Raw genomic sequence first — 26,731 nt, 5'->3', positions numbered from 1 at the left:
TTCTATTCTCCGTCTGTGATTATTTTAAATATATTAACTAATTTTGATTTATTACCTATTCTTTCTATCTTATTTTCCAATGTCAACTCAAAAATATCTTTTTTATAATTTAGTTGCAAACTAAAACATTGTTTATTTAATAGCAACGCCTCATAAAACACTGATGTCATACATCCAAATACAACTTTTGAATAGTACAATATTTCCTGTGTTGATATTTCATCTTTAATTACATAAATTTTACTATTAATTGGGATATATGCGTCGTATTTGTTTGTTTTTTCACTAGGATGTAATTTTATAAAAATAGGGGTGTTTGTATTTTTAAACACATCAATAAAATCACTCATTATCGTAAATTCATCATATCCTAAGGTATCACCAAATTGTTCTTTAATATACTCTGTAAAAAACACTATATAATTTTCTATATTCCCTTTTATTAACTCATTTGTAATTAACGGTGGTGTTTTATAATACTTTTCGTAAATATAATTCCAATAAGGGTTTTCATACTCTTCCAGAAGATTATTTATTTTCTTATCTTTTGATACTTTAAGATTATCAGTTGGTATTAAAATCCTATGTGGTAGGAATTCTTCAATATCCTCTATATTTAGCAAAAATCTATCATCAATACTTCTTGCAACATCTAGTAAAGATATTATTTGAGCAACTTTATCTTTTCTAGCTATTTTAATAATTTCTAACTCATAATTACTTGATACACCTGATAATCCAGTAATAACAATATCAGTCACCTTAAAGTCATAGTTATCATTATCTTTAATTTGCGCTATGTGTATCATCTCTTTTTTAAATATATTTATAGCAGGCCCTGTTGGATAAGCTGTAATATTATAATATTCGCTATTATAATTAAAATAGACATACGCAAGCACAACATTTGCAGATGCGGCATCATGTGCAAATACTTTAATATCTTGTGTACTATTTGAGTTCATCAATATTATCACAAACTTTTTTATATGCTTTAACTATATCTAATACGTCTTCTTCTTTAAGTGAAGATTTTACAAAATCATGAGTCCACAACTTTTTGTTATGCATATCTTCTACAACTGGACAAATACCTCGGTCATAACTTACATTTTCGTTGAATGGAAAATCACCATTTGAATATACTACTCTCTTTTGAAACATGGGAATTAAATATATTGGTTTAACATACCCGCCATATATTGGTACACCTTCATCCTCTCTCGTTCTAACTGGTGACAATTCTGCACGTACTGCATCAAGAAAGACTTCTCGAGTAATCCCTGCTTTTTCTTCATTAAATTGAAAAGCTTGTACATAGTAGGAATGAGTTCTATTTTCTAATTGTGTAATATCAATATATTTATATTTATTCAATGCAGTATTAAACATTTCTGCATATTTTTGTCTTAATACTACCTCGGCTCTTAATCTTTTAATTTGTACTCTGCCAATAGCTGCTTGAATTTCTGTTAGTCTAAAATTAAAACCTAACATATTTACTAGATCTGTTTCACTTTTTGCTTCCACAATCGATTCTGCATGATTTCTGATCATTTGCATTTTTTCATAAAGGACTTGATTATTTGTTACACACATACCACCTTCTCCTGTATGTATATGCTTATGATAATTTAAACTATACACTCCAATATCACCTATAGTTCCTGCCCTCTGATTTTTATACATAGCATATGGTGCTTGTGCAGCATCTTCAATCACAAATAGATTATATGTTTTAGCTATTTCCATTATTTCATCCATATCAGCAGGACATCCCATTATATGTACAACAATAATAGCTTTTGTTTTTTCTGTAATATTTTTTTTGATAGAATCAATATCAATGTTATAATGATTCGAACTAATATCAGCAAATACTGGTGTAGCATTCCAAACTAAAGGAGCAGTTGCAGAGACAGACATACTGTAAGGAGAGACTATAACTTCATCACCATAGCCAATACCGCATGCCCCTAAAGCTACATGTAGTCCTGATGAATTCGAGTTAACTGAAACCGTATGTTTAACACTAAATTCTTCACTCCACTCTCTTTCAAAAGCTTGAATTTCATTACCACCATAAAAATCATCTTCCCAGCAACCCAAAAATTTTGACAAAACCCCACTATCCATGACCTTATTTACTGCATCTTTTTCCGCTTGTCCTATTGAATTGTATGGCTCAAATAACTTAGTTCTTACTTTTTCACCACCATTTATTGCTAATATTGACATTTAATTTCCTTGTAAATTTTATTTAAAAAACCTGTTGTTTTATTTTCATCATTAAAAGATGATATATTTTTTAAGTCATCTTGATACATTTTAGTAATATAGTTATAAAGATTTAATATAGAAAATTTATAATTAGTTTCTATACTACTGCATTTATTGTCCAGCATTTTATATCCATCATAATCAGGGTCATCTACAACATAAGAGATGTTTAGTAATCTTCCAAAATCATCTATTTTAATTCTTGCGTCTTCGAATATCAATTCAATTTCAAATATACTATATTTTGTTTCATCTCCACCTATAAAATAAACACTAAACTCATCTTTTTGATTTTGTACTTTCATAAACAAATCATATGTTTTATCTTCAGAACTATAGTCATCTATATTATCTAAAATCTTCACATCTTTTATTTGTAAATCATTGAAAAAATAATTCATCAAATCTATATTATGTGAACCATTATGTTTCAATCCTTTTGCATATTTATTAATCACTTTTAATGGCTTTCCATAAATACCTTTTGATATATTATTTTTTATATCTATTAATAATGGTTCAAATCTTCTAAAATAATTTACAATAATTTTATCTTCTATCTCTTCTGGTAAATTGATATCTTTAGAATTATCAAATAATGGCTTTTCTATAATAAAATACTTTATATCTTTTTTCTTAAAGTCATTTAAACAGCTATAGTGTAAATAAGTTGGTAAGGCAATGACAAGAACATCAATGTTTTTATCCAATATACATTTCCAATTATTGTAAAAATCAGCTTTAGGAAACATATCAGTGATTTTGTCTTTATATGTATCTTGCACATCTACAATATATTTTAATTCAAAGTCATCATGCAAATATATAGCTTTAGCGTGAGATAATGCTGACTTTTCATTAACAGACATATCATATGTATATCCAATATTTCCAATACCCACTAAAGCGACACTAAATATCAATTCAATCCCTTTCTGCTAACATGTGCATTAATCTCCACTAAGTACATATTATTTTTTAAATATTCTATATAATCTAATGTGCTAAAATCAATATTATCAAAATAATTAAATATATCTTTTATTAGTTCATAATCTTCTTTTTCATCTAACGTCACGGCTAACGTAGGCCAATAGTATTCATCTTTAGCTTCTACTGTATAAATAGAATACTTTTTATTTTCATACAAATACTTTGATACATGTTCTCTATCCAAAGGATCTAAAGTAGCATTGTCTGCTTCTTCCAATACCTTCAATGAAAACACTTGAACATCACTACCATCGGGAAATGTTCTTTTATAGTTATTAGAGACATAATCATATTTATTATCTAAGAATACTTCTACACATTGGTCAATTAGTAATGGATCAATCAATGGACAGTCTCCAGTTAATTCCACAATTATATCTGTACCAACACTTTTATGTGCTTCTACAACTCGACTAAGAACATCATTTTCACTACCTCTAAAGAAGTCAACATCTAACCGTTTTGCTAATTCAACTATAGAATCATCATCTTTATTAGTTGTTGTAGCTAAAACAATCCCATCAATAAGTTTTGAATTTTTAACTCTTTTAATCATAACTTCCAACATACTCATATTATCTAAAGCATTCATAAGTACTTTACCTGGAAGTCTTGTGGAAGTCATTCTACATTCTATACTTGCAATTATTTTCACAACAAATTCCTTAAGTTAATCTTTTAAATCCACCATGACAAACTTCACTTTCCAAAAGTTCTTTGACATTACTATCTTTTATAGCTTTTTCTATAAGCTTAAAAACACGATTAACAGATTTTAAATAATCATTTATATCATCATCTTTATGTGCAAAAGATGCATAATAACCAGTGGTGGATAAAAAACCATTTTTCAACATTTCTTGTATGAAGAGAGTCTTTATCTCTTTGTCATTTTCATAATTGAAAGAAAAATAACTTAATGGTTTAATACCCATGATTGATATATTTAAATTATTTTTACGTGCTAGTTTTTTCCACCCATTTTGTATCATAGTACCATTTTTATCAAGTATTTTTTCTACTTTATTTTCTTTATATTTTTTTATAGTTTCAAGTGCTGCGACCAATCCAATTTTATCTGTCCAGTATGTGCTACTTATAAAAGAATCTTGCGCGGCTTCCATTACTGAACTTCTACCTATTACTGTTGCCATTGGATAGCCATTAGATAATGCTTTTCCAAATAATGCAATATCTGGTTCTACATTAAGCATTAGGTGACTACCACCGAGACAAAGTCTAAATCCAGCGCTTATCTCATCAAATATAAGTACAATGTTTTTTTTCTTAGTTACTTCTCTGATATGTTCTAAAAATCCAGCATCTGGATAAGTATTTCTAAGTGGTTCCATAATAACAGTCGCAATTTTACCATCATGTTTTTCTATCAAATCATCAAATGATTTTTTATCATTATAAGCAAATGGAAAAGATGTACCTTTTAACCCCTTTGGAACTCCCAATGGACTAAGTCCTGGGAGTAGATGCCCTTCAAGATTTTTGTCATCACCCAAATTACTTGCTAGGTACCAATCATGCCAGCCATGATAACCACAAAAAAGCACTATATCTTTTTTTGTACTGGCTCTTGCAATTCTTATAGCAATAGTTGCACTTTCCCCTCCACTTTTAGTATATCGTACCATTTCAGCCCATGGATGAATTTCACAAAGCTTCTCAGCCAACTCGACCTCTTGAGGAGCATTTAAAGTACACATATTAGAAGTATCCACAGCCTTTTTAACTGCTTTATTTACATCTTTATCTGCATAACCAAGTACATTAGCACCAATACCCATATAGCTGAAATCTCTGTACTTTTTATCATCAAGATCCCATACTTTACAACCTTTTGCTTTACTATAATAACTTGGCCAATTATCAACACCATACATTTCTGGTCTTTTAGATAGTAATTGTGTTCCACCGGGAATTATAGTTTTTGCTTTTTTATATAAGTCTTGTGATTTTCCCATTATATTCTCCCTTCTTCTTTTAGTGATTTTTCTAAACCTTCATCTCTTTTTATACTAGAGTTTATAAAAAAAAGATTTGGATTCCTCGTCATATATGATATGACATCAAGATATGTAAAATCATTATTAACTGGATACAAGTTTTCCAAAATATCTTTTATCAAATCAAAATCATTTTGTTCATCTACTGTTAATCTTAAATTAGAAAAATCATTTTTAGCTTCATAATTAAACTTTTTAAACTTCTCACTATTTTTTATATACAGCGTTACATGTTCCCTATCTGATTTTAAAGTTGCATTATTAAAAGCATATTTCAGTGCTTCAAACGTACAAATTTCTATATCCATACCATCAGGATAAGTTGGCACCAATGTATTAGATGCATAATCAATATCATTATCCTCAAAAGACTGAATAACTTCATCAATAACTTCAGTGTCTATAATTGGGCAATCCCCAGTAACTCTTATTATATTTAAATCATCAATATTTTCTTTATCTCTAAACTCTTTTGCACATTCATAATATCTTGATAATACATCATTTAATGAACCTCTAAACACCTCAATGTTATATTCAGTTCCAAAATTCTCTATTACATCATCACTTTTATCATTTGATGTTGCGATAATGAGCTTATCAATCTTTTTAGATTTTAAAAGTCTTTCACATTCATAGGCTAAAAGCTCTTTATCGTTTACTTTTTTTAAGACTTTATTTGGAAGCCTTGTCGAACTCATACGAGCTTGTAGTATTGCTAAATTCACTATTTACTCCATTTTGATGGATTGTAAATATATTCATCTATATTTGATAGGCTATTAGTTAAATATTCTATAGTTTGACTATCTAGTTTTGGTAAATTATTGTAATTATTTATATTTTCAGCAGCTTGTTTTAAACTATCACATCCAAACAATAAAATCGAATTCTTAGCCATTTGATTAACAAAAGATAATGCTAGCTCATTTTTAGTGATATTTAATTTTCTTGCTGTTTCATCTATTATATTTAAAGATTGTTTAGCACTATCTAGATGTGTAGGGATACTATATTTATCCATTAAAATTAAACCTTGTAAATAAACACTTCTTATAAACACTAGCTTGTTCTTTTCTTTAGCTTTCTTAAGCCAATTATTCTTAATTGCTCTTTGGTCAAGTAAGTTAAATGGTATTTGTATGATATCTACATTGTCATTTTTTAATGCAAGATTAAATTCATCATTTGTATATATAGACACACCAAAATATTTTATTTTGTTTTGTTTCTTTAGCTCACATATAAGTTCTGTATCTTTTAAGGACCAATTTTGTATAGCCTCAATATTATGTAATAATAAAGCAAATAATGTATTAGATGATAAATACTTTAAAGACTTTTCTATATTCTGTATAGATAGTTCATGTTCAACTTGAAAAAAATCAGATTTTATTTTAGATATTATCATAGTATCTAAATCATTACCCTTTAAGTAGTTTCCTATCTTCTCTTCACTATTTCCATACATAGAGCCTGTATCAAGGCAATTAATATCTTTAGACAATACATATTTTAATATTGTATTTACTTCTTGTTGAGACACTTCACCATCTTTATTTGCAATACCATAGTTCAAACCAAATTGAACAGTTCCTAAACATAGTTTAGAGATAGTATGATTATTCCAATTAAGTGTTTTCATAATTACTCAAAAGTGAATAAAATAAAGAATTATGCCATTTGCCATCATACCAGTAAGTCTCTCTAAATTCTCCATCTAGTGAAAATCCAAAAGTATCAAAAAAGTTCTTTTTAGGTTCATCAATACTATATATTTCAGCCCATAATCGATGCAAATTCAATATATTAAATCCGTAATCTCTCATTAATTCTGCTGCTTCTATTGCATATTTTTCATCGATGTAAAGATTGTCATAACCTAAATATATTGAAAAGTCTGCACTTCTGTTAACCCAATCTATATAACAAAGTCCACATGCACCCATCAGTTCATTTGTATCCAATTTAATAATTGAAAACATCTTGTGGATAGAGTTTTTTGCAATAACAGATTCAAACCACTTTTCCTGATTTATACTATTAATCTCATTAGTTTCTCTAAAATACTTTCTTAATTCTGGATTATTTCGCCATTGCATTAATTGCGGTAAATCATTTTTTTCAATAGCTCTTAATCCAATATTTGTGCCACTAATCATTTTTAATATCACTCCACTTTAAATCTGCACCTGATACCAGATTATTGTTAAGTTTCTTATCAATAATCTCATCTATCTCATAAGGTAAAATTGAACCTTTTGGCGCTGGTCTTAAAACTTCCAACATACTACTTTTGATAATATCACCTTTTTTCAAGTCTGCTGTCGCTCTTAAACAACGTCTTTGTAATATACACGTTTCCATTTCATTATCTTCAACTTTTTTTATAGATCCTCCAAGCGCATATTCCAACTCCCTTGTTCTAGCAACCATTTCTCTCCAAGTTTTTGGATTCATTGAAAATTTATGGTCAGGTCCTTCTAAATCATTACTATTGGTAAAATGTTTCTCAATAACTTTAGCTCCAAGTGCAACTGCTCCTAAAACTGTAGTATGTCCTAATGTATGATCGGATAAACCTAATATTGCGTTTGGAAATAGCTGTGCATACGATTTTAATACATTAAGTTGAATATATTTAAAGTTTTCATCATTAGCAGTATAGTTTGTGTTGCACTGCATTAAAACAATGTCATTATTAACCTTTTGAACTTTTTGCATTAATTCTATAACTTCATCTAATTTTGACGCGCCCGTAGCAATCAAAATAGGTTTTTTATAATTTGCCATTTTCATTACAATATCATGAAATGTGATATCTCCAGAACCAACTTTATAAGCAGGTATAAATTTATCAATAAAATCAATTTCATTTATATCATAAGGAGATGTAAAAAAATCAATATCAGCTTTTCTACATGTTTCAAAAAGTGTTTCAGTCCAATTTAAAGGTACTTCAGCATCCTCGTAAACCTCATAAATAGACTTTTTCCAAGCTTTTTGATGACTTGCTTTAGAACCAAGATTTTTAAAACCATAATCACTCACAATCGTTTTTGCTTTAAAATGTTGAAATTTTGCAGCATCAGCACCGGCTTCCTTAGCCATATATATCAAGTCTTTTGCTTTTTCTAAATCACCATCATGATTTGCCGCAATATCAGCTATAAAGTATGTTTTTGAATCTGCATTTATTTCACTATTCCCTATCTTAAAATTATTATTATTCATTATTTTCCTTTATATTCACAATATAATCTATCTAAAGTTTCATCAATTGTAGGCATTTTTATATTGAGAACATTTTCTATTTTAGAAACATCCAAACCCAAAGTCAATGCTCTTCTCAAACTACTAGTATCATTCTCATTTATTTCTGACTTACTTATACTATCAGTTGTTAAGCTAAACTTACTTGCTGTTTTGATACCAAAATTGTACTTATCTATTACTTCAGTAGATGATATATTATATATACCTTTTAATTTTTTATCAAAACATTTAAGTAATATATCACCCAACTCTCTAACGCTTATTGGTGATGTATAAAAATTTGAAAATAAATTTATACTCTTTTTGTTTATCATTGATTTAATTAACCATTCAAAGAAAGAATCTACATTATTATTTCTAAAACCAATAATATTTGTTCTAACTACTAGTGTTTTATGATAGTTTTTCAAAACTTCTATTTCAGCTTCATATTTTGTTTTAGAATAATAATTTAAAAATAAAACTTCATCTTTTTCATTATGTTTTGTTTTTAAATCATTATAATAATGATCAGTTGAGATATGTATAAAATATATATCAAGCTTACTAGATATTAAAGCTAATTCTTTTGCTATTCTAACATTTACATCATAAGCTAAAGAAAAATTTTCTTCACACAACTGCAAATTAACTAGTCCTACCGCATTTATTATAATATCTGGTTTCCAAGATCCAAAATGCTTAGTTAGATCTCTCTCTAAAAAACTAAAATTTATAATTATATTTTTTGAATTATCAATATTCATGGCATTCATTCTTGAAAAAGAAATTACATCATGACTCGAGTATAACTTTAACAAATTAGACCCAAGTAATCCTGTACCACCAATAATTGCTATTTTATATTTCACTACTATTTTCCATAAGTACTTGTAAGAAAGATTCTTTAGTAAACCAGTCATTATTGTTTCCAGAATTATACTCAAATCCACTCTTCACTACATTGCCTTTTTCGTTAAGTTTATTGACTAAATAATCTGATTTAAAAAGTATCTGTATGCTAGGTTTAATAACAAAATGATCATCAAATTCTAATGTAATATGACTATCATCAGATGGGCACATGACTTCATGTAATTTTTCCCCAGCTCTAATACCAATTATTTTATGAGGTAACTCAGGAGCTAAAAATAATGCTAAATCTGTTATTTTAATTGAAGCTGTTTTAGGGACAAATATTTCTCCACCATGCATTCTTTCAAAACTTTTAACTACAAACTCTACTCCATCCGAAAGTGTAATTAAAAATCTTGTCATTCCTGTATCAGTTATTGGTAATGATTCGGATCCTTCTTTAATTAATTCTTGAAAAAATGGTATAACAGAACCTCGGCTACCTATAACGTTTCCATATCGAACTACTGCAAATTTAGTTCTATGATTTCCAACCATATTATTTGCTGCAACAAAAAGTTTATCTGAAGTTAATTTTGTAGCGCCATAAAGATTAATTGGGCTTGCTGCTTTAGCAGTAGATAAAGATATCACTTTTTCAACATTATTATGTATTGCAGCTTTTATTACATTTTCACTACCCGTAATATTTGTTTTTACACATTCTACTGGATTATACTCAGTAATAAAAGTATTTTTCAATACAGCTGTATGAATAACAAAATCAACTCCACTCATTGCTTCTTTCAATCTTTCAGCATCTCTAACATCACCGATGAAGTATCTCATACACTCATTATTAAAAGTTTTAGACATCTCATGTTGCTTGATTTCATCCCTACTAAATATAATAATTTTATTGGGTGTATATTTAGATAAAATAATTTCAATATATTTTTTACCAAAACTACCAGTTCCACCAGTTATTAATATATTTTTATCATTAAACATCTTACTCACCTCTCCACAAATATTTATTATTTTACTATATCTTTACTTCTTTAATTATAACCATATATTGCAAAGTTATAATTTACTTTTTTTAGATTTAATTATTTCTTTTTCTATAATGTTACAGATTTTTTCATGTAAATTTTCTTCTTGGTTCATCATTGATTTTTTCTTATTTTTATAATAATTATCTATTTCATCGTTATCATTTTCCAATAAATACAATAACTTTTCTTCAAATAAATCATAATTATCATCAACAAGCATACCTATTTCATTTTTATCTGAAATATTAAATGTTGGTTTAGGATTCAATTTATCAATATTGACATTTAGCACCTTCTTATTTATTCCCAATGATTCTACGCCAATAGTAGTTGCATAATATATAATGACATTTGAATTCAAAACAGCATAGTATGAATTTTCATGTTCTGTATCATCAATAGTAATATTTGACTCTTTAAGCATTTTGTCATAAGTTTGTAAGTTTTTTAATAATATTTTATCAGTAATATTCGATCTAGGTTCTCTAACCCTATATCCAACTTTGAATTTAGGGTGTTCTCTTGTAAACCTACATAAATATTCCATATTTTTCCTATAACTTCTAGGTTCGACTCTTGGATTTTTTTCAAAAATATATTCTTCCATATATAGAACATCATATATATTTTTTTCACTGTTTAACTCATATGTTTTCAACAAAATATCATTATTTAATGTACCATATGTTAATTTATTTGAGCAATTCATTTCAATTTGTGCATCAATATTTTCTTTTCCAAAACCTATGTAGTAATCACAGTAAGTAAAACAATCCCCATCACAATTTGTAAGATACCCTTGTCTATGTCCATTTTGTATCAAAATGGTTTTATCAATATTTTCTTTATAAAAATAATATCTCATTGCATTGTAACCATTATCATTTGCACTTAACAAAACTCTAGCATTTACTTCGTTCATATCAGTTCTAGATGATGCAATATTTTTCAATAATCTTAAAATAATATTTACCATATTGAAATTCATTTTTTTTGATAAATTACTATATATATAAAATTTCAATATTTGTTTTTTAAATATTTTTAAACTAACAGCTTTTGTAAAATATTTACTATATGCAGATGTAGACGTATCTATTATTAAAATATTATTATTAATATCTTTTGATAAAATATTCTTTCCTGTAATAATTAAACCAACGGCATGCTCTCCCAACAATTTATAAAATAATTTATAAAACTTGTCAGCATTAAGAGTCCAATAATCAAATATTACATCAACTTTTTTTATTTTATTCTTATCTTTATCTTTTTTACCAAAAATACTTAAAAGTAAAAAATAAAACATGACGCCATAATAAATTAAAAATGATTTTAAAAAGCTATACTTGTTTAAATTTGTCATCCTTGAATTATCAAATGCTTCAGATAGCATATTTTTAATAGTATCTTTTGTTATTTTGTGTGGTATATCAAAATCTTTATATAAGATATCTTCAATAATTAAAAAGTTAGGTTCATTTTTATTATAAAATTCAGTTAAATTTTCATAAATACTTTTATTTTTACCCAAATTATAATTCTTTTTTATTTAAGGAAAATATTGCAAATAATCTATGTCCCATAAGGTTATGATGAATCCATTCAGGGGTAATATTAGGATATTTTTCTAATGGAGTTTCTCCAGAATAAGGATCTTCATAGTTCAGGTAATTAACTGCTGTTCTAATTTCAGAAATATACGTCTGTGCATGTAGAAGTTCAAATCCAAAATTTTCTAAAAACTTTGTCATTGTCTCTAAAGAAAAAAATGTTACATGCTGATCACCTGCAAAAGTTGAACTTTTTTCCCTCAACAATGAAGTGGCGAATCCATTTATATTAGGTACTTCAATGATTAAAAGCGATTTATCGTTCATATTTGAAATTATATTTTCAATAAAATTTTTTGGATTAACAATATGTTCCAAAACTGTCCAAAGAGTAACAATATCAAATTTTTCTTTAAATTTTATATTTTCTATCAATTCTCCATAAACCGCAATACCTCTTTTAGAAGTTAATTCTTTTGCATAATTATTAAGTTCTACCCCTACTGGTTGTAAACCTCTTAATTTAGCTCTTTCTAAAAATAGTCCTGTACCACATCCAATATCTAAAATATTATTTGGCGTATTAAAGTGTTTTAAAATTTCATTCAAACAATAGTCAAACCTTAAAATATCAAGTTTGTTATCGATTTGTGCATTAATCATTTTATGATGTTCGTCATTTAATTCATTTAATTTATAATATTCTTCAACTACATCATCTTTTAAAACCTCTAAAGTGTAAATCATATTACAATCTATACACTTTACATGAGAAAAACCTAACTTTTTAAAAATTAGAATGTATTTATCTGAATCACAACAAGGACAAGATCTAATATCATATATTCCTTCGAGTAAGTTATTGTTAATATCAATTAAAGATTTTCTAAATTCTAATTGTTTACTTGCTAAAACATCTCTTTTTGTATTTTTAATAAATTCTTTTACACCAAACTTCAATGAACCATCAAAATCATTTTTATTTATCATCTATAGCCCTATTAATATATTCTCGCATTCAAATGCTTCTGCATATTTAACACCTACCCGTGCACCTCTACTTACAGCTAAAGATTTTATTATTTCTTCAGAGAAATAATCACCAGAGGTTATACTTGAATCCTGTTGTGTTTTATATGAATCAATAGCCATTACCTTTGCTTTCAATGCTTCTTCTGTAATCTCAAAAAATATATTTGGGAGGAAACCATCCGTTGCATTTACAATTTCGTAAGACAATCTTGTAGTACGACTAAAAGCTTTTTGAGCACACTTATTTACTGTTCTGTGATCTTGGTGAATGTCATTTTCACTGGTTGTTATTACAATATCTGGATTAATTAAAGACTTTACCCTATACATCTCTTCTAATATTTCTTGTCTATATTCAGGAAAAAGTTGTCCAGGTATATTTTCTGAAATAAATAAGTTACTTTTTGGTACATTTAAAAATTCTAAAGATTTATACTGTTCATCTAAATCTCTAACTTCTTGAATACTGCCTTTGGAATCTTTTCTATCTTTACTAAGAGCTAACACATAAATTACACTATCATTTTCGAGAGTTTTAATTAAGCCTGCACATCCAAACTCTATATCATCCATATGTGCTGAAATACATAAAATAGTTTTATTTTTAAACATTTTTATTGCCCTCATCTATTAAATTAACAATTCTACTTACTCCGCTTGATATATTATATTTTTTCATATTATTATGCAGTTCTTCTCTTATTTCAAAATTTGTAACAATATTCTTTAAATTCTCTATTATATCATTTTTACTTGGATTAAAACCATTATAAAGTGCAAATCCCAACTCTTTAATTATGGTTGCTGTTTCATCCTCAAATGCTTCATTCACGTAAACATACATTGGAATTTTTAATGCTGCGATTTCCCACATTGTTGTTCCACCAGCAGTTACAACTAAATCAGATTTTTTAATTAATTCAAATAAACTAGATGGTTTATAATTAATATTTATATTAGTGTTTTCTGAAGCAATTTTTTCTATCTCATATATATTATTATTAGAGAATGCGGGACCAATAACCACTTCAATATTATATTTACAACCCAAATTTAATAATATACTCAATAAAAAAGGTGTTTTTTCTGATGTATCAGACCCACCTTGAGTTAATAATATATTTTTAACCTCGCTACCAATCTCTTTACTAAAAACACTATATTTACTGTTCATTATTATATATTTATAGCCTTCATGAAGTACTGTAAAATTTTTATATTTTTCTTTCAAATTATTATTATGATAATACATAACATTAAATATCATATCACACATAAATGAACTTTCATCTGTATTATCAAAAGTTATTATTTTCACATTGTTCTGTTTTAAATTATCAATATACTGCATAGAAGTATCTAAAATATCTAGAATAATTAAATCTGGAATAAAAGTACCTATAATTTCATATATATTAAAATATTTGTCACCCTCAAAAGAAATATAATTTACATTATTTATATCTAATATACTTAAAGTACTAACGTTATGTTTAGTAACAAATAACAACTCATGACCAATAGAACTTAATTCTTTATATAAAGTTACCTGCTTAGAGATATGTCCCATACCTCTATAGTTACTTCCATCCGCTCGTATTATTATTTTCATTCTAACATATTACTCAAAAGTGGTGTTTCAGCTTTGATATCAATTTTAATTTTTTTGCCAATTACCGTATCATAATACTTAGGAGCTAAACCATTCCCCGGCCTTCTTATATCAATATCATTTGCAGTAATAACATCACCATTTTTCATGTTATTCATAACAATTATAGAGCACCTATTTGTTTCTCTAGATTTTAGCTCTGAATATGTAGGTACTTTAATTCCTGTTCCAGTTGCTAATTCAATATTTCTTGTATATGTTATTAATTTTTTAAATTCTTCTTTAGTAGAAGATAATTTATGATCAGGACCGGGTAATGTTTTATCGTATGTAAAATGTCGTTCTATTACACAAGCACCCATTACTGATGCAGCAAGTGAAATCTCAATATCTAAAGTATGATCAGAATAACCAACCAAACAACCAAATTCATTTTGCATACTTAACATTGCATTTAAATTTACTTCATCATAAGCACACGGGTAGTTAGATACACACTGTAGTAAAATTAAATCTTTAAAGCCAGTACTGTGTATTGCTTCTACACTATCTCTGATTTCTTGCATAGTAGATAAACCAGTTGATAGTATCATAGGCTTCTTTGTCTTTGCAATTTCTATCAATAATGGGATATGTGTTAGTAAATCAGAACCTATCTTATATATAGGTATATCCAATTCAGACTCCATAAACTCGAAATCTTTTATATGTGATGGAGCAGAAAAAACTGTTAATCCAATTTTTTTTGCATATTTAACTACTTCAATTTGTAGTTCTTTTGATATTTCAGAGCTTTTAAAATTATCATATTGACGAGTAGGATTATCCTTATTAAAACCTATATAGTTATTTTTAGTAGTAATTGTCTCTGCCTCAAGTGTTTGAAACTTAACACTATTAGCACCAGAGACTTTTGCATCATCTATTAACTTCTTTGCTTCTTCAAAAGTAGAAAAATTTCCACCTATTTCTGCTATAAAATATGTTGGTGCTGCCTTTGATACAAGAGTACCATCTAAATTTATTTCCTTATTAAAATCAAACATTTTTTTCCTTATTCATTGTATTTCCATAAATTAATTGTAATCCATTCTCTCCATGATTAAACAACAAATCTATAAATGCCATTCCAGGTAAATATTCATCAGTTAGCTGGCTATACTTAGGCTCTTTAAAATCTTGGAAGGATACTTTAATTGTATTTATTTCCAATAGGTCAACATCTATCCCGCCAAACTTACCTGAAAAATACTTATTTGAATTTAGAGATTTTAATATATTTAAAATCAATTCAGATGATTTTCCATCATTACAAATTTCTGATGCTTTCAAAAACTTAGTATTTAGTCCAAAAGATACTTTCATAAAATTAATAATATCTATATTTAAATCAACCAAATATTTATGTTTCTTATATAAAATATCTTTTAAATCATTAAAATAACAATTAAAATACTTGGATTTATTGTAATTATACTCTATAGACTTCAAGTATTTATCTATCCAGTTACCAGAATAATCAATTTCAACTTCATTGATTTTTTGTTCATATTTTCCTTTTGTAATAACTGGCACTGTTAACCATAGAAATCCATCTTTATTATTAACTCTGATTTTATTCCTATTCTCAAAATGCCTTTTTTTAAATTGTACATTATCTAAAAAAATTAGATAATCTGACTGAGCTATCTTATCTAGATACCCTAACCAAGGTAAATGTTCTGGCTGAGTAATGCAAACAAGTTTGTTAGATAAATCAAGCATTTATTTCATCCCATATCTTTATAATTTCTTCACTCTCTAATTCTAAATAATTATATTTGGAGTAATATTTTTTTATTATCTCAAAATCCTCTTTAGTGTCTAGTGTTACTCTTACATCTTCTCTATTTAGCTCTTTTGGAGCAATAACTTCATTTATATTAAAATCACTTTTATTTTCAAATATATATTCAAGTACATGTTCAAAATGATTTTCTTTAGTAGAGTTCTTATAGCATTTTTTCAATGCATTAAAAGTCACTATTTCTTCTTGAACTCCGATAGGATAACCAGAAGTAAATGTATAGTCACATTCAAGATATAAATGGGTGGTAAACATTTTGTCAAGTAGACTTATATCAGTTAAAGGATCATCAGCTGTTGCTCTAATTATCTGAGTTGCATCATTCTCTTTAGCGCATAAATAATACCTTTCCAAAACATTATCTTCTGAACCTCTAAAATATTTAACACCAATTTTTTCTAAAAGTTCACAAGTTGAATCATCGTTAGAAGTATTTGTTGTTGCTACTATTAAATCATCAGCTTTTGAAAAAGTTTTCAATCTTTCTATTACCCTTTCTAAAACAGTTTTACCATTTAAATTCATGAGAATCTTACCAGGTAATCTAGAAGAATTCATTCTTGCTTGTAGTATAATTACAGTTTTCATCATGAGCCTATTTTTTGGCTTCTATTTTTATAATTATCTATTCTAAATATTTTACCTTTTATAACAATCTCTTCATAATCTCTTTCCCTTGGCACTTGACATTGTTTACATATATCATACTTATCTATAGCGTTATTACCTATATGGTCTTTTCTAAACTCTTGCATTTTTTCACTATGCCATATTTCATGTACACTCATTGTATTTGCATCACCTATGCATATACTTCCCATCTGATCATTTGCACAAGCCATTACTTTGCCATTAGAGTCAATAACTAAACGCTGAAATGGCTGATGACATTTAAAATTAGTTACATATTCAATATCTTTTAGCTCATCTAGAGATAAATAATCTACCAATGGATTAGTGTATATTAAATCTGTTAATGGAGTAAAAACATCTAGATATTTGTTTACATTTTTATTCACTGCAGGCCAAATACCTTGTATTTTAACAGCAGGTTTTATACTAGTATTTTCATTTTTAATTTCAACTATATTCCTCAATGCTTGCTTAATTTCATCAAATTTAATAGGTTTTCTAATTGATTCATAAACTTCATCTACACCATCAACTGAAACTGTAATCCAATCTATACCAGCTTCCACCATTTGCTTTACAAAGTTCTTGTCTATAAGTTTTTTTCCAGCAGTTAATGTAGATACTTCCTTAATCCCCTTTTCTTTTGCATATTTAATGCACTCTATAAAGTTTTTGTGTAAAGAAGATTCTCCTCTTAGACTTAAACGAATAGAATAAACATTATTCTGAGAAATCTCATCAATTACTTTTTTAAATAATTCAAAAGACATCAAACTAGCATTTACTTTATTTTTAAAGTCATCTGTAATTGTATAACACATAGGACAGTTTAAATTACAAACTGAAGCCAATTCTAAATCTACATGCAATGGATAATCAGCAACGATATTATTTGTTGGATTATAGTCCCATTCGTATCTATTCTTTTTGTACTCTTCTTCGTAACCATACGATCTTATCTCATTAAATCTATCTTCTCTTTCTTCTGTATCAATGCTATGTTGCACATTATTAATTTTTTTAGACATTATTTACTTCCCTTAAAAAATGTATTTTTCCAATCTGAATATACCATATCTTTATACTTAGTTCTGTCATATTTATTTCCTTCATTTGGAAACCATAAATTAAAAGGCATTAAGAATCCTCTCTTATCTTTTCTTTCTACTACAGATTCTGGTAAAAACTTTTTTGCTATTTTTTTAATGATATTTTTTGTTATACCATTTTCTATTTTATATTTCTCTGGCATAGAAAATGCATATTGCATTAACCTATGATCTAAAAAAGGTGCCCTATTTTCTACAGTATGAGCCATACTCATTCTATCAGCCATTTGTAAAATAATTTGCAATGTTGAATAAAAGTCAACATTTCCCATTGCATGAATAACATTTTTATCAAAAAAAGAAAAACTTGGTTCTACAATCGATTTCATGTAGTCCATATATTTATCTTGAAATATCTTTTCACTTCTATTTATCAACTTAATATACCTATCAGAAGGTTTACCATAATACTTACCTATCAAATAATCATAATTTTCCAATGCATCTAAATTATATATTTGCATATCATGATGTAATAAATGGTATCTATGATAACCACCAAACATCTCATCCACGCCTTCACCAGTTAATGCAATTTTAGTGTCTTTTGAAACTGCTTCATAAGTCATGTAAAGATTAAATCCAGTCCAAGTAGCCGGCGTATCTAGATGATATGCTACTTCATTCCGATACTTCATAAAATCTTCTTTCGTTGGTTCTATAATTTGTAATTTTTTCCCTATTTTTGTAGCGATAGCTTCTGCGTACTCAATTTCGCTAAATTCTTTGCCAAGTCCTCTATATGTTGTTGAATAAATAAAATCAGGCTTGGCAATAGCAGCTATTAGACCACTATCAATGCCACCACTCACTAAAGCACCAAAAGGATACTGTCTATTTTTTGTTCTTAGTTCAATAGAGTCAACTATCAATTCTGTCAAGTCTTTCTCTATCTGTGCAATATCATCTTTTACATAAATTAAATTATCACAAATGCGCCAATAGTTTACAATCTTCTTTTTATTAAAGTTAAACTTTACATATTGTCCTGGTTCAATTAATTTAATGTTTTTAAATAATGTATCTTGTCCAAAACAAGCTTCAAACATTTCATATGAATTACAATGTTGTTCCTCAGCCCTTAAAATACTAACAATAGCTTTTATTTCACTTGCATATACGACTTTTTCGTGGTCTTCATAATAATATAAAAATTTTTCACCAGCTTTGTCTCTAACTAAATAAAGTTCATCTTTGTTTGAATCAAATAATGAAAATGCATACATGCCATTAAATTCGTTTATGATATTTATACCATAATCTTCATAACCATGTAGGATGTATTCTGTATCAGTGTTAGATTTGAAAGTATGTTTATTTTTTAATGATGATTTTAAATCAAGATAATTATATATTTCTCCATTATATACTAACGAGATAGTATCATCTTCATTCGTATATGGAATAATATCCTTCTTTGTACTAACAATTGATAATCTAGACATTCCTTGCACAGAGTTTTTCAGTCTTCCAAATTCTTCTTGATCATCTCCTCTATGCCTAATCTCTTTAAGCATTTTAGGTAATTTATGTTTATAGTTTTGACTTTTTAAATCTTTATTATTTTTATCAAAGTAGTAAATACCAACAACACCACACATACCTTATAAGTCCTTAAAGCAATTTGCTTGCCCAATAGATTTATAATTATAAATTTTTGTTTCTATGCTTGAAAAACTTCCATTATCTAAAAAATACTTCGTTTGTGCGAAATTACTTATAAATACTTCCATATCTAAAAACTTTATCCAACTATGTTTTGTTCCAACTATAACGCCTTCAATATCATTCTGAATATTATCTATATCACTAACAATATTTACATTTGTTATAGAATTTAATTCATAGCTATCAAAAAATGGATCATAAATAAAAACTTCAAAATTACTTTCATTTAAATATGTTGCTAATCTTAAATATGTACTGAATATGTCTTGTTTTACATCTTTTTCCGACGAGACGCCTAAAATAAGTACTTTTTTAATATTATTTTTTGTTAAATCATCCTTAACTACTGTAATCATTGACATATCAACTAGAATACTTTCTTTTAATAGGGATAAACTATTCTGGTTCTCAATGCTATCAAGCAACACTCTACTTGAAACAGGTATAGCAAATCCATTAGAACCTATTGAACTGCTTAAATCAATCCCTTTATGTTCTTGAAGTAACTTAAAAACTTCATTTATATTAATTTCAGGAAACGACAATAGTATTTGATTTGCAAAAGATTGGTGCAAATGTTCTAAACTATTTTCTACATGTTTTATAATTTCAAGAACTTCATAATCTTTAGTGATTATATAATTTTGCCCAATATAACTATAAAAATTTTCTACCTCAATTAATGACAAATCTGATATGGCAGACAACATATATGTGTTATCTTTTTTTAAATCATCAAGACTTTTAATAACATCTTGTCTTACAACAAAAGACAAGAAAAAATCTTTATCGATTTCCATACCACTACTACTAAGTTTTGGAAGAATGATATTCTTAATAATTTTGGGATACAACGTAGATTCTATAATGATATGTATCTTGTTATTTTTTATTTTCCTGAAACTGGAAATTATTTTCTCCAATAATTCAACATTTGGCACTCCAGCATCCTCTGTTGGAATACATATAAGATGTGTATTAATGTCTTGCATCTGAAACAATTCTGTATCGCTACAAAAATTGACTAATGATTTTTTAGATTTATAGCTATTTTCAGTTAGAAATAAATTATCAAAAAAGTCATTAAACAATTTAACAGAGTCTTTCGAATCACGCCTATCATCTTTATAATCATATACATAACAATCTATATAATTATCCACCAAATTTGATAAAGTTGTGTATCCTAAATACCCTAATCCATATATTGCTACTTTTTTACTATTTATCATTAATTATTCCTTCACATGATCCAATACTATCTGTATAAAATCGATGTATTATACTTAATATATATTAATATTTCACCCTTATATTCATATATATATTTAATGTTCTTTATTTATGCTTTTATTTTTAAAAATTCTTGTGTAAACAATATCTTTTCCATGCATACCATCAAAAAAGTCTTTACTAGTCAACTTATACTTATGTGGATTATAAGAACCAAATAATTTTATATTATATTTCTTTGCAAAATCAAATAAATATTTTTCTACTTTATTAATGATCAAATATTTTTCATTGTCTAATAGTAAGTCGTAAGATATAGGGTTATAAGGTGGTAAAAAGAAAACCACATCTACCCCTCCATCTTTTAAGTATAATACAAATTCTTTAAATAATTCCAGATTATTTAATTTTGTAAACCTATCCAAAGCATAGACCCTACCTTTAGTATATTTTATAGCGGCTTCTTCTACTATTATATTGCTTGGTCTTCTATACTTATACGGGTATTGTATTGAACCATCCAGTTCTGTAATTCTAGCATCTATCTCAATTGAATTAACAATATAATATCCCTTTAATTTATTGTTCACATTATCCATAAAGAATTTAAAATTTTCTATTAAATATTCTATTGAAAATAATTTATTAATATATTGTGGTTTTAAATCAATGTTTTGTTTATTGTTAATATTGCTTATTAATTTATTATAATCATCAACAATAGATAAATACCCATTTTGTCCACTATACTTATTAAAGATCCATGGATCTATCCCTAGTACAATATGCTTTGGAAGTTTTCCTTGATTGTCTATATGTATTGACACTAAAGCTATAAAATCTTCCAATGAAGCACCTGACACTGAATAGTTATGAAACTTTTCATTTTGCTTTAAAAATGTTCTTTTCCTTAACTGCATTGTTCTTGATGAACCAATTGCAATCCAATCAATATCATCTTTTATATTTTCAATGACTTTTTTTTTAAAAAGTCTCTCATCAAAGTTTTTTAATCCTGCAATCATATTACCACTGGCTAGATCTTTTGCAGCCTTATCTAAATAGCCTTTGTCATTTAATATTCCTAATGAATCAGTTAAATAATTAAATCCACCTACCATTGGAATAATAATTAGTATTATTATCCATATTTTTATCCATTTTTTAGCGTTCATATTATTATCCATTAAAAGTTAAAGTATAAAAATTCAGATACTTTATTTAGATATAGTGCACTTATAACAAAAATAAAACTAGAAAATAAAACAGTTTTATAATTGAGTTTAAAGCTATCTGATTTTTCTATAGAGTTTCTAAATCTAAGTACTAAAACTAATACAACAAGTAACCAAACTACACTCCACTTACTACCATGAATATCTTCAAACATTCCACCAAATGAAATGCCATATTCACCTAAAAATGACAGTTTACTTTGAAATACTGGGTGTAATACAATATTATCTAAACTAAACATAGAGCTCAAGACTTTCAACGCATCGCGCCACTCCTTAGCCCTAAAGAAAACCCAAGCAATATTGATAAAGTTAAAAGTAATAAGCCAAGCTAACCAACTCCAAAGTTTAAATTCTAGTTTACCCCAAGCTTTGTGAATAACTAAAGCAAATCCATGTAAAAATCCCCAAAACACAAATGTCCAGCCTGCGCCATGCCAGATTCCACCGAGTATAAAAGTTGCCATTAGATTATTATATGTTCTAAAGTTTCCTTTTCTATTCCCACCTAAAGGAATATATATATAATCTTTTAAAAACCTACTTAGTGTAATATGCCATCTTCTCCAGAAGTCTTGTATGTTAGTTGCTTTATATGGGGAATTAAAGTTAATTGGAAGTCTGATATTAAATAGTAGTGCTAAACCTATTGCCATATCCGTATAGCCACTAAAATCAAAGTAAAGCTGAAATGTATAAGAAAGACTAGTAACCCAAGCTTCTATAAGATTTAACACTTCTGCGTTGTCAAACCCATTTGTAGCCCAAGTGGCAAATGTATCTGCAATAACAACTTTTTTAAATAAACCTATTGAAAATATAAAAAGTCCAGTAGCTATGTTCTTATAGTTTTTGGCTAAGTTCCAGCGGGAAGCAAACTGAGGCATCATCTCAGAGTGGTGAACAATAGGACCTGCTATAAGTTGCGGAAAAAATGTAACAAAGAGTGCATAGTTTAAAAAGTCATATTCACTAGTCTCACCTCTGTAACTATCAACTAGATAAGCTATTTGCTGAAAAGTAAAGAATGAGATAGCTAATGGTAATGCTAAATGCAGTAAAGGTGCTGAGCCGTCAAATGCTAAGTTAAAGTTCTCTAGCAAAAAGTCACTATATTTAAAATATCCAAGTAATGATAAATTAGCAATTATTCCAAAAGTAAGTAGGGCTTTTTTACTTATTTTTATTTTTTTTAAATTCTCATTCAGACTATTTCCAATTACATAGTTAAATAACATAGAGGAAAGAATAAGAGGTAGATAAGTAATATTCCACCAAGAGTAAAAGAATAATGAAGCAAATACTAAAAAACCTTTTGCACTAGTTATAAGTCTTTTATTTAAAAAATAAAAGTATATAAAAAAAGTAAATGGTAAAAAGAAAAATATGAATTCGTAACTATTAAATAGCATTCTCAATATTACCATTTCTTATTTTATATACTTTTTCACATCTTTGTATTGTACTTAACCTATGAGCAATTATTAGTAATGTTTTATCTTTACTAATATCATATATTTCATCCATAATCTGTGATTCAGTTTCATCATCAAGTGCTGAGGTCGCTTCATCAAGCACTAAAATTTCTGGTTCTATATATAATGCTCGTGCTATTGCTATTCGTTGTTTTTGTCCACCGCTGAGCATAATGCCACCCTCACCAACAATAGTATCTAGTCCATCTTTTTTTTCTAAAAAATCATAGATTTTAGCCTGCTTTAAACATTCTATAATTTTTCCTTTGTCATATTCACTATAAAATGAAACATTCTCTCCAACAGTACCATCAAACAGATAAACAGATTGAGGAATGTAACCTATTTTACTCCTCCATGATTTAATATTTCTATCATCTAGTTTAATGTCATCAACACTTATTGTTCCATGGTGTGGCTTATAAAGCCCAATAACTAAATCAACCAATGTGCTCTTTCCGCTACCACTTTCTCCTACAAATGCAATTTTGGAACCTTTATTAATTTTTATATTTATATTTTTTATTATAGGCTTATTTTTTTCATATTCAAAGTTTAAATTTTTAATAATTATTTCTTTGTTAAATGATATGTTATCTTCCCCCAGGATTTCATTATCGTACATCAAATCATTATGTATTATATCGAGTGCTTTATATGTAAACAAAATATTATTGTAACTATTTAATATTCTATTAATTGATGGCATAAGTCTATAAAGTGCTAATACGAACATAGAAAGAAGTGATAAGACTGTGGAAATATCATCTTCATATTTCCAAACCAGATACAAAACTATACCAATTATCAGACTAAAAGCAATTGCTTCCAATAGCAATCTTGGTATCTGTAATAAAGTTTGTGCAATTATATTTGTTTTAGAATAATTATAACTTGCATTAGAAAAATCTTTTAGCACAGTATTATCAGTGGCTTGAAGTTTTATAAACTTAAAATTTCCGAAACTTTTGTTTATTATTTCATAAAAATTCTCTTGAATCTTAGCTCTGTTAGTACCTTGCTTTTTAATTTTGTTAGATATTGTTTTAATCATAAGAATAGCATTTATTAATAAAAATAGTGTTAGCAATAGCGTAACTTTGTAATTTACATATAACATCAATCCATAAATTAATACCACTACAAATATTTCACTAATCATAAATAACACTGATGACAATAAACTTGTTAAATTAGAAGCCTCTGTTACAATTGATTTTGTTAATATTGATGAATTCTTTTTTACAAAATTTTTATATGACATCCCCATATAATTTTCAAACAATCTATATGCTATAAGATAATATCTACCATAAGAAAATTTCGCTAGAAGATATGCATAAAATATGTTAATAGCACTTCTAAATATGTAAAATACAATCAATACAATTCCGAAAAGCATAACAAAATTAACATCTGTTTTTAGTTGAAATAAATTATAAATATACATATAATATTTATTTATATGTATATTATTAAAATCCATTGCAATAGACATAAAAGGCATAATTGCTGAGATACCAATCACTTCAATTATAGAAATGAATATAGAAAAAAATATTAATAATAATAAAAATTTCTTATCTCTCCTTGTTAATATATCTCTTAACTTATTTAACATTTATAAATGACCATCAGAATCATTTAAAATTGACTTTATATCATAAACAACTGTGTTACATAAATTTGAGAAGTCTAATATTTTAAATTCGTTGTGAGCAACTGCCAAAACTATTGCATCATACTTTGACGATTCTATATTTTCTTGAAGTTTAAGATTGTATTCTCTAATAACTTCTGCTTTATCCACCCATGGGTCGTATATATCAACATTACATCCGAACTCTCGAAGTTCTTCAATTACATCTATCACTCTACTGTTTCTAATATCAGGACAATTTTCTTTAAACGTAATACCTAGAACTAATACTTTTGATCCTTCTACTTTATGCTCTTTTTTAATCATTAATTTTATAACTTGATTAGCCACATAAATTCCCATATTATCATTTAATCTTCTACCTGCAAGTATTATTTCAGGGTTATATCCTACACTTTGTGCTTTGTGTGTTAAATAATATGGATCAACACCTATACAATGACCACCGACAAGACCAGGTTTAAATGGTAAAAAGTTCCACTTAGTTCCAGCAGCTTCTAAAACATCATTTGTATTAATCCCAAGTTTATTAAATATAATTGCTAGTTCATTTACAAATGCTATGTTTATATCTCTTTGAGAGTTTTCTATTACCTTCGCTGCTTCTGCTACTTTAATAGTTGGAGCCAAATGAGTACCTGCAGTGATAATACTTGAATACAAATCATTTACTATTTTACCTATCTCAGGGGTACTTCCTGCTGTCACTTTTAATATCTTTGTTACAGTATGTTCTTTATCTCCTGGATTTATTCTCTCAGGAGAGTATCCACAATAGAATTCTTTGTTAAACACAAGAGATGAAAACTTTTCAAGCACAGGAACACACTCTTCTTCTGTTGCTCCAGGGTATACTGTTGATTCATAAATGACAATATCATCTTTTTTAAGGACCTTACCTACTGTTTCGCTAGCTTTTATAAGTGGTGTCAAATCAGGTCGTTTATTTTTGTCTATCGGAGTTGGTACTGTTACTATGTAAACATTACAATCTTTAATATCTTCTATATCACAAGTGAATTTTATATTATTTTGTAGTGCTTCTTGTAATTGCTCTTCATTTAATTCTAATGTTTTATCATAGGCACGATTAAGTTCATCTATTCTAGTTTTATAAATATCTAAACCGATTACTTGATATTTACTACTAAAAGCGTGAGCCAATGGAAGACCCACATACCCCAAACCTATCACACATATCTTATAGTTTTTCATT

Annotated in this window: 25 protein-coding genes; all 25 read right to left on the bottom strand. The window is 27.4% G+C overall.

Annotated features, from left to right (window positions below):
• Positions 1 to 2: 2 nt before the first annotated feature.
• Positions 3 to 965: a hypothetical protein gene (locus tag ABZC13_RS01320; protein WP_372998850.1), complete on the bottom strand. Its 963-nt coding sequence runs from the start codon at positions 963 to 965 to the stop codon at positions 3 to 5.
• On the bottom strand, positions 952 to 2,238 hold the full coding sequence (locus ABZC13_RS01315) for a DegT/DnrJ/EryC1/StrS family aminotransferase (protein WP_372998847.1): 1,287 nt from the start codon (positions 2,236 to 2,238) through the stop codon (positions 952 to 954). The genes ABZC13_RS01320 and ABZC13_RS01315 overlap by 14 nt, the downstream gene beginning before the upstream one ends.
• Positions 2,226 to 3,203: a Gfo/Idh/MocA family oxidoreductase gene (locus tag ABZC13_RS01310; protein WP_372998845.1), complete on the bottom strand. Its 978-nt coding sequence runs from the start codon at positions 3,201 to 3,203 to the stop codon at positions 2,226 to 2,228. The genes ABZC13_RS01315 and ABZC13_RS01310 overlap by 13 nt, the downstream gene beginning before the upstream one ends.
• A complete protein-coding gene (locus ABZC13_RS01305; RefSeq protein ID WP_372998842.1) occupies positions 3,200 to 3,928 on the bottom strand; it encodes a cytidylyltransferase domain-containing protein in 729 nt (242 codons plus the stop codon). Before ABZC13_RS01305 ends, ABZC13_RS01310 begins: the two co-directional genes overlap by 4 nt.
• Before the next feature lie 10 nt (positions 3,929 to 3,938).
• Positions 3,939 to 5,249 (bottom strand): aminotransferase class III-fold pyridoxal phosphate-dependent enzyme, encoded by a 1,311-nt coding sequence (locus ABZC13_RS01300; RefSeq protein WP_372998839.1) that lies wholly within the window; start codon positions 5,247 to 5,249, stop codon positions 3,939 to 3,941.
• Positions 5,249 to 6,019, bottom strand: coding sequence for a cytidylyltransferase domain-containing protein (locus ABZC13_RS01295; protein WP_372998835.1), 771 nt, complete (start codon positions 6,017 to 6,019; stop codon positions 5,249 to 5,251). The genes ABZC13_RS01300 and ABZC13_RS01295 overlap by 1 nt, the downstream gene beginning before the upstream one ends.
• Positions 6,019 to 6,936 (bottom strand): aldo/keto reductase, encoded by a 918-nt coding sequence (locus ABZC13_RS01290; protein ID WP_372998832.1) that lies wholly within the window; start codon positions 6,934 to 6,936, stop codon positions 6,019 to 6,021. Before ABZC13_RS01290 ends, ABZC13_RS01295 begins: the two co-directional genes overlap by 1 nt.
• Positions 6,923 to 7,453, bottom strand: coding sequence for a GNAT family N-acetyltransferase (locus tag ABZC13_RS01285; protein WP_372998829.1), 531 nt, complete (start codon positions 7,451 to 7,453; stop codon positions 6,923 to 6,925). The genes ABZC13_RS01290 and ABZC13_RS01285 overlap by 14 nt, the downstream gene beginning before the upstream one ends.
• Entirely contained in the window at positions 7,446 to 8,525 is a 1,080-nt protein-coding gene (locus ABZC13_RS01280) for an N-acetylneuraminate synthase family protein (RefSeq protein WP_372998826.1), read from the bottom strand. Before ABZC13_RS01280 ends, ABZC13_RS01285 begins: the two co-directional genes overlap by 8 nt.
• Positions 8,525 to 9,418 carry an NAD(P)-dependent oxidoreductase gene (locus tag ABZC13_RS01275; RefSeq protein ID WP_372998823.1) on the bottom strand — a complete coding sequence of 298 codons (894 nt, stop codon included), beginning with the start codon at positions 9,416 to 9,418 and terminating at the stop codon, positions 8,525 to 8,527. The genes ABZC13_RS01280 and ABZC13_RS01275 overlap by 1 nt, the downstream gene beginning before the upstream one ends.
• Complete coding sequence (gene pseB, locus ABZC13_RS01270; RefSeq protein WP_372998820.1) at positions 9,408 to 10,412, bottom strand: UDP-N-acetylglucosamine 4,6-dehydratase (inverting); 1,005 nt, start codon at positions 10,410 to 10,412, stop codon at positions 9,408 to 9,410. The genes ABZC13_RS01275 and pseB overlap by 11 nt, the downstream gene beginning before the upstream one ends.
• A gap of 75 nt (positions 10,413 to 10,487) precedes the next feature.
• Complete coding sequence (locus ABZC13_RS01265; protein WP_372998817.1) at positions 10,488 to 11,993, bottom strand: hypothetical protein; 1,506 nt, start codon at positions 11,991 to 11,993, stop codon at positions 10,488 to 10,490.
• Between the two features lies 1 nt (position 11,994).
• Entirely contained in the window at positions 11,995 to 13,002 is a 1,008-nt protein-coding gene (locus ABZC13_RS01260; protein WP_372998814.1) for a class I SAM-dependent methyltransferase, read from the bottom strand.
• Positions 13,003 to 13,656 (bottom strand): PIG-L deacetylase family protein, encoded by a 654-nt coding sequence (locus tag ABZC13_RS01255; protein WP_372998811.1) that lies wholly within the window; start codon positions 13,654 to 13,656, stop codon positions 13,003 to 13,005.
• Positions 13,649 to 14,656, bottom strand: coding sequence for a hypothetical protein (locus tag ABZC13_RS01250; protein WP_372998808.1), 1,008 nt, complete (start codon positions 14,654 to 14,656; stop codon positions 13,649 to 13,651). Before ABZC13_RS01250 ends, ABZC13_RS01255 begins: the two co-directional genes overlap by 8 nt.
• Positions 14,653 to 15,702 (bottom strand): N-acetylneuraminate synthase family protein, encoded by a 1,050-nt coding sequence (locus ABZC13_RS01245; RefSeq protein WP_372998805.1) that lies wholly within the window; start codon positions 15,700 to 15,702, stop codon positions 14,653 to 14,655. Before ABZC13_RS01245 ends, ABZC13_RS01250 begins: the two co-directional genes overlap by 4 nt.
• A complete protein-coding gene (locus ABZC13_RS01240) occupies positions 15,695 to 16,420 on the bottom strand; it encodes a WbqC family protein (protein WP_372998802.1) in 726 nt (241 codons plus the stop codon). Before ABZC13_RS01240 ends, ABZC13_RS01245 begins: the two co-directional genes overlap by 8 nt.
• Complete coding sequence (locus tag ABZC13_RS01235; RefSeq protein ID WP_372998799.1) at positions 16,413 to 17,090, bottom strand: cytidylyltransferase domain-containing protein; 678 nt, start codon at positions 17,088 to 17,090, stop codon at positions 16,413 to 16,415. The genes ABZC13_RS01240 and ABZC13_RS01235 overlap by 8 nt, the downstream gene beginning before the upstream one ends.
• Entirely contained in the window at positions 17,090 to 18,163 is a 1,074-nt protein-coding gene (locus tag ABZC13_RS01230; RefSeq protein ID WP_372998796.1) for a radical SAM/SPASM domain-containing protein, read from the bottom strand. The genes ABZC13_RS01235 and ABZC13_RS01230 overlap by 1 nt, the downstream gene beginning before the upstream one ends.
• On the bottom strand, positions 18,163 to 19,845 hold the full coding sequence (gene asnB, locus ABZC13_RS01225; protein ID WP_372998793.1) for an asparagine synthase (glutamine-hydrolyzing): 1,683 nt from the start codon (positions 19,843 to 19,845) through the stop codon (positions 18,163 to 18,165). The genes ABZC13_RS01230 and asnB overlap by 1 nt, the downstream gene beginning before the upstream one ends.
• 3 nt (positions 19,846 to 19,848) lie before the next feature.
• Positions 19,849 to 21,144: a UDP binding domain-containing protein gene (locus ABZC13_RS01220; protein ID WP_372998789.1), complete on the bottom strand. Its 1,296-nt coding sequence runs from the start codon at positions 21,142 to 21,144 to the stop codon at positions 19,849 to 19,851.
• Between the two features lie 96 nt (positions 21,145 to 21,240).
• On the bottom strand, positions 21,241 to 22,320 hold the full coding sequence (locus ABZC13_RS01215; RefSeq protein WP_372998786.1) for a hypothetical protein: 1,080 nt from the start codon (positions 22,318 to 22,320) through the stop codon (positions 21,241 to 21,243).
• 11 nt (positions 22,321 to 22,331) lie between these two features.
• A complete protein-coding gene (locus tag ABZC13_RS01210) occupies positions 22,332 to 23,792 on the bottom strand; it encodes an MBOAT family protein (protein ID WP_372998783.1) in 1,461 nt (486 codons plus the stop codon).
• The gene (locus ABZC13_RS01205) at positions 23,782 to 25,476 is read right to left on the bottom strand and encodes an ATP-binding cassette domain-containing protein (protein WP_372998780.1); all 1,695 of its coding nucleotides are present in this window, start codon (positions 25,474 to 25,476) and stop codon (positions 23,782 to 23,784) included. Before ABZC13_RS01205 ends, ABZC13_RS01210 begins: the two co-directional genes overlap by 11 nt.
• Positions 25,477 to 26,730 (bottom strand): Vi polysaccharide biosynthesis UDP-N-acetylglucosamine C-6 dehydrogenase TviB, encoded by a 1,254-nt coding sequence (tviB, locus tag ABZC13_RS01200; RefSeq protein WP_372998777.1) that lies wholly within the window; start codon positions 26,728 to 26,730, stop codon positions 25,477 to 25,479.
• Position 26,731: the final 1 nt, after the last annotated feature.

This window comes from Sulfurimonas sp. (genome assembly GCF_041563035.1).
Taxonomy (GTDB): Bacteria; Campylobacterota; Campylobacteria; order Campylobacterales; family Sulfurimonadaceae; genus Sulfurimonas.
Note: the sequence above shows the minus strand (reverse complement) of the source record. Positions and strands in the feature narration are given on the sequence as shown.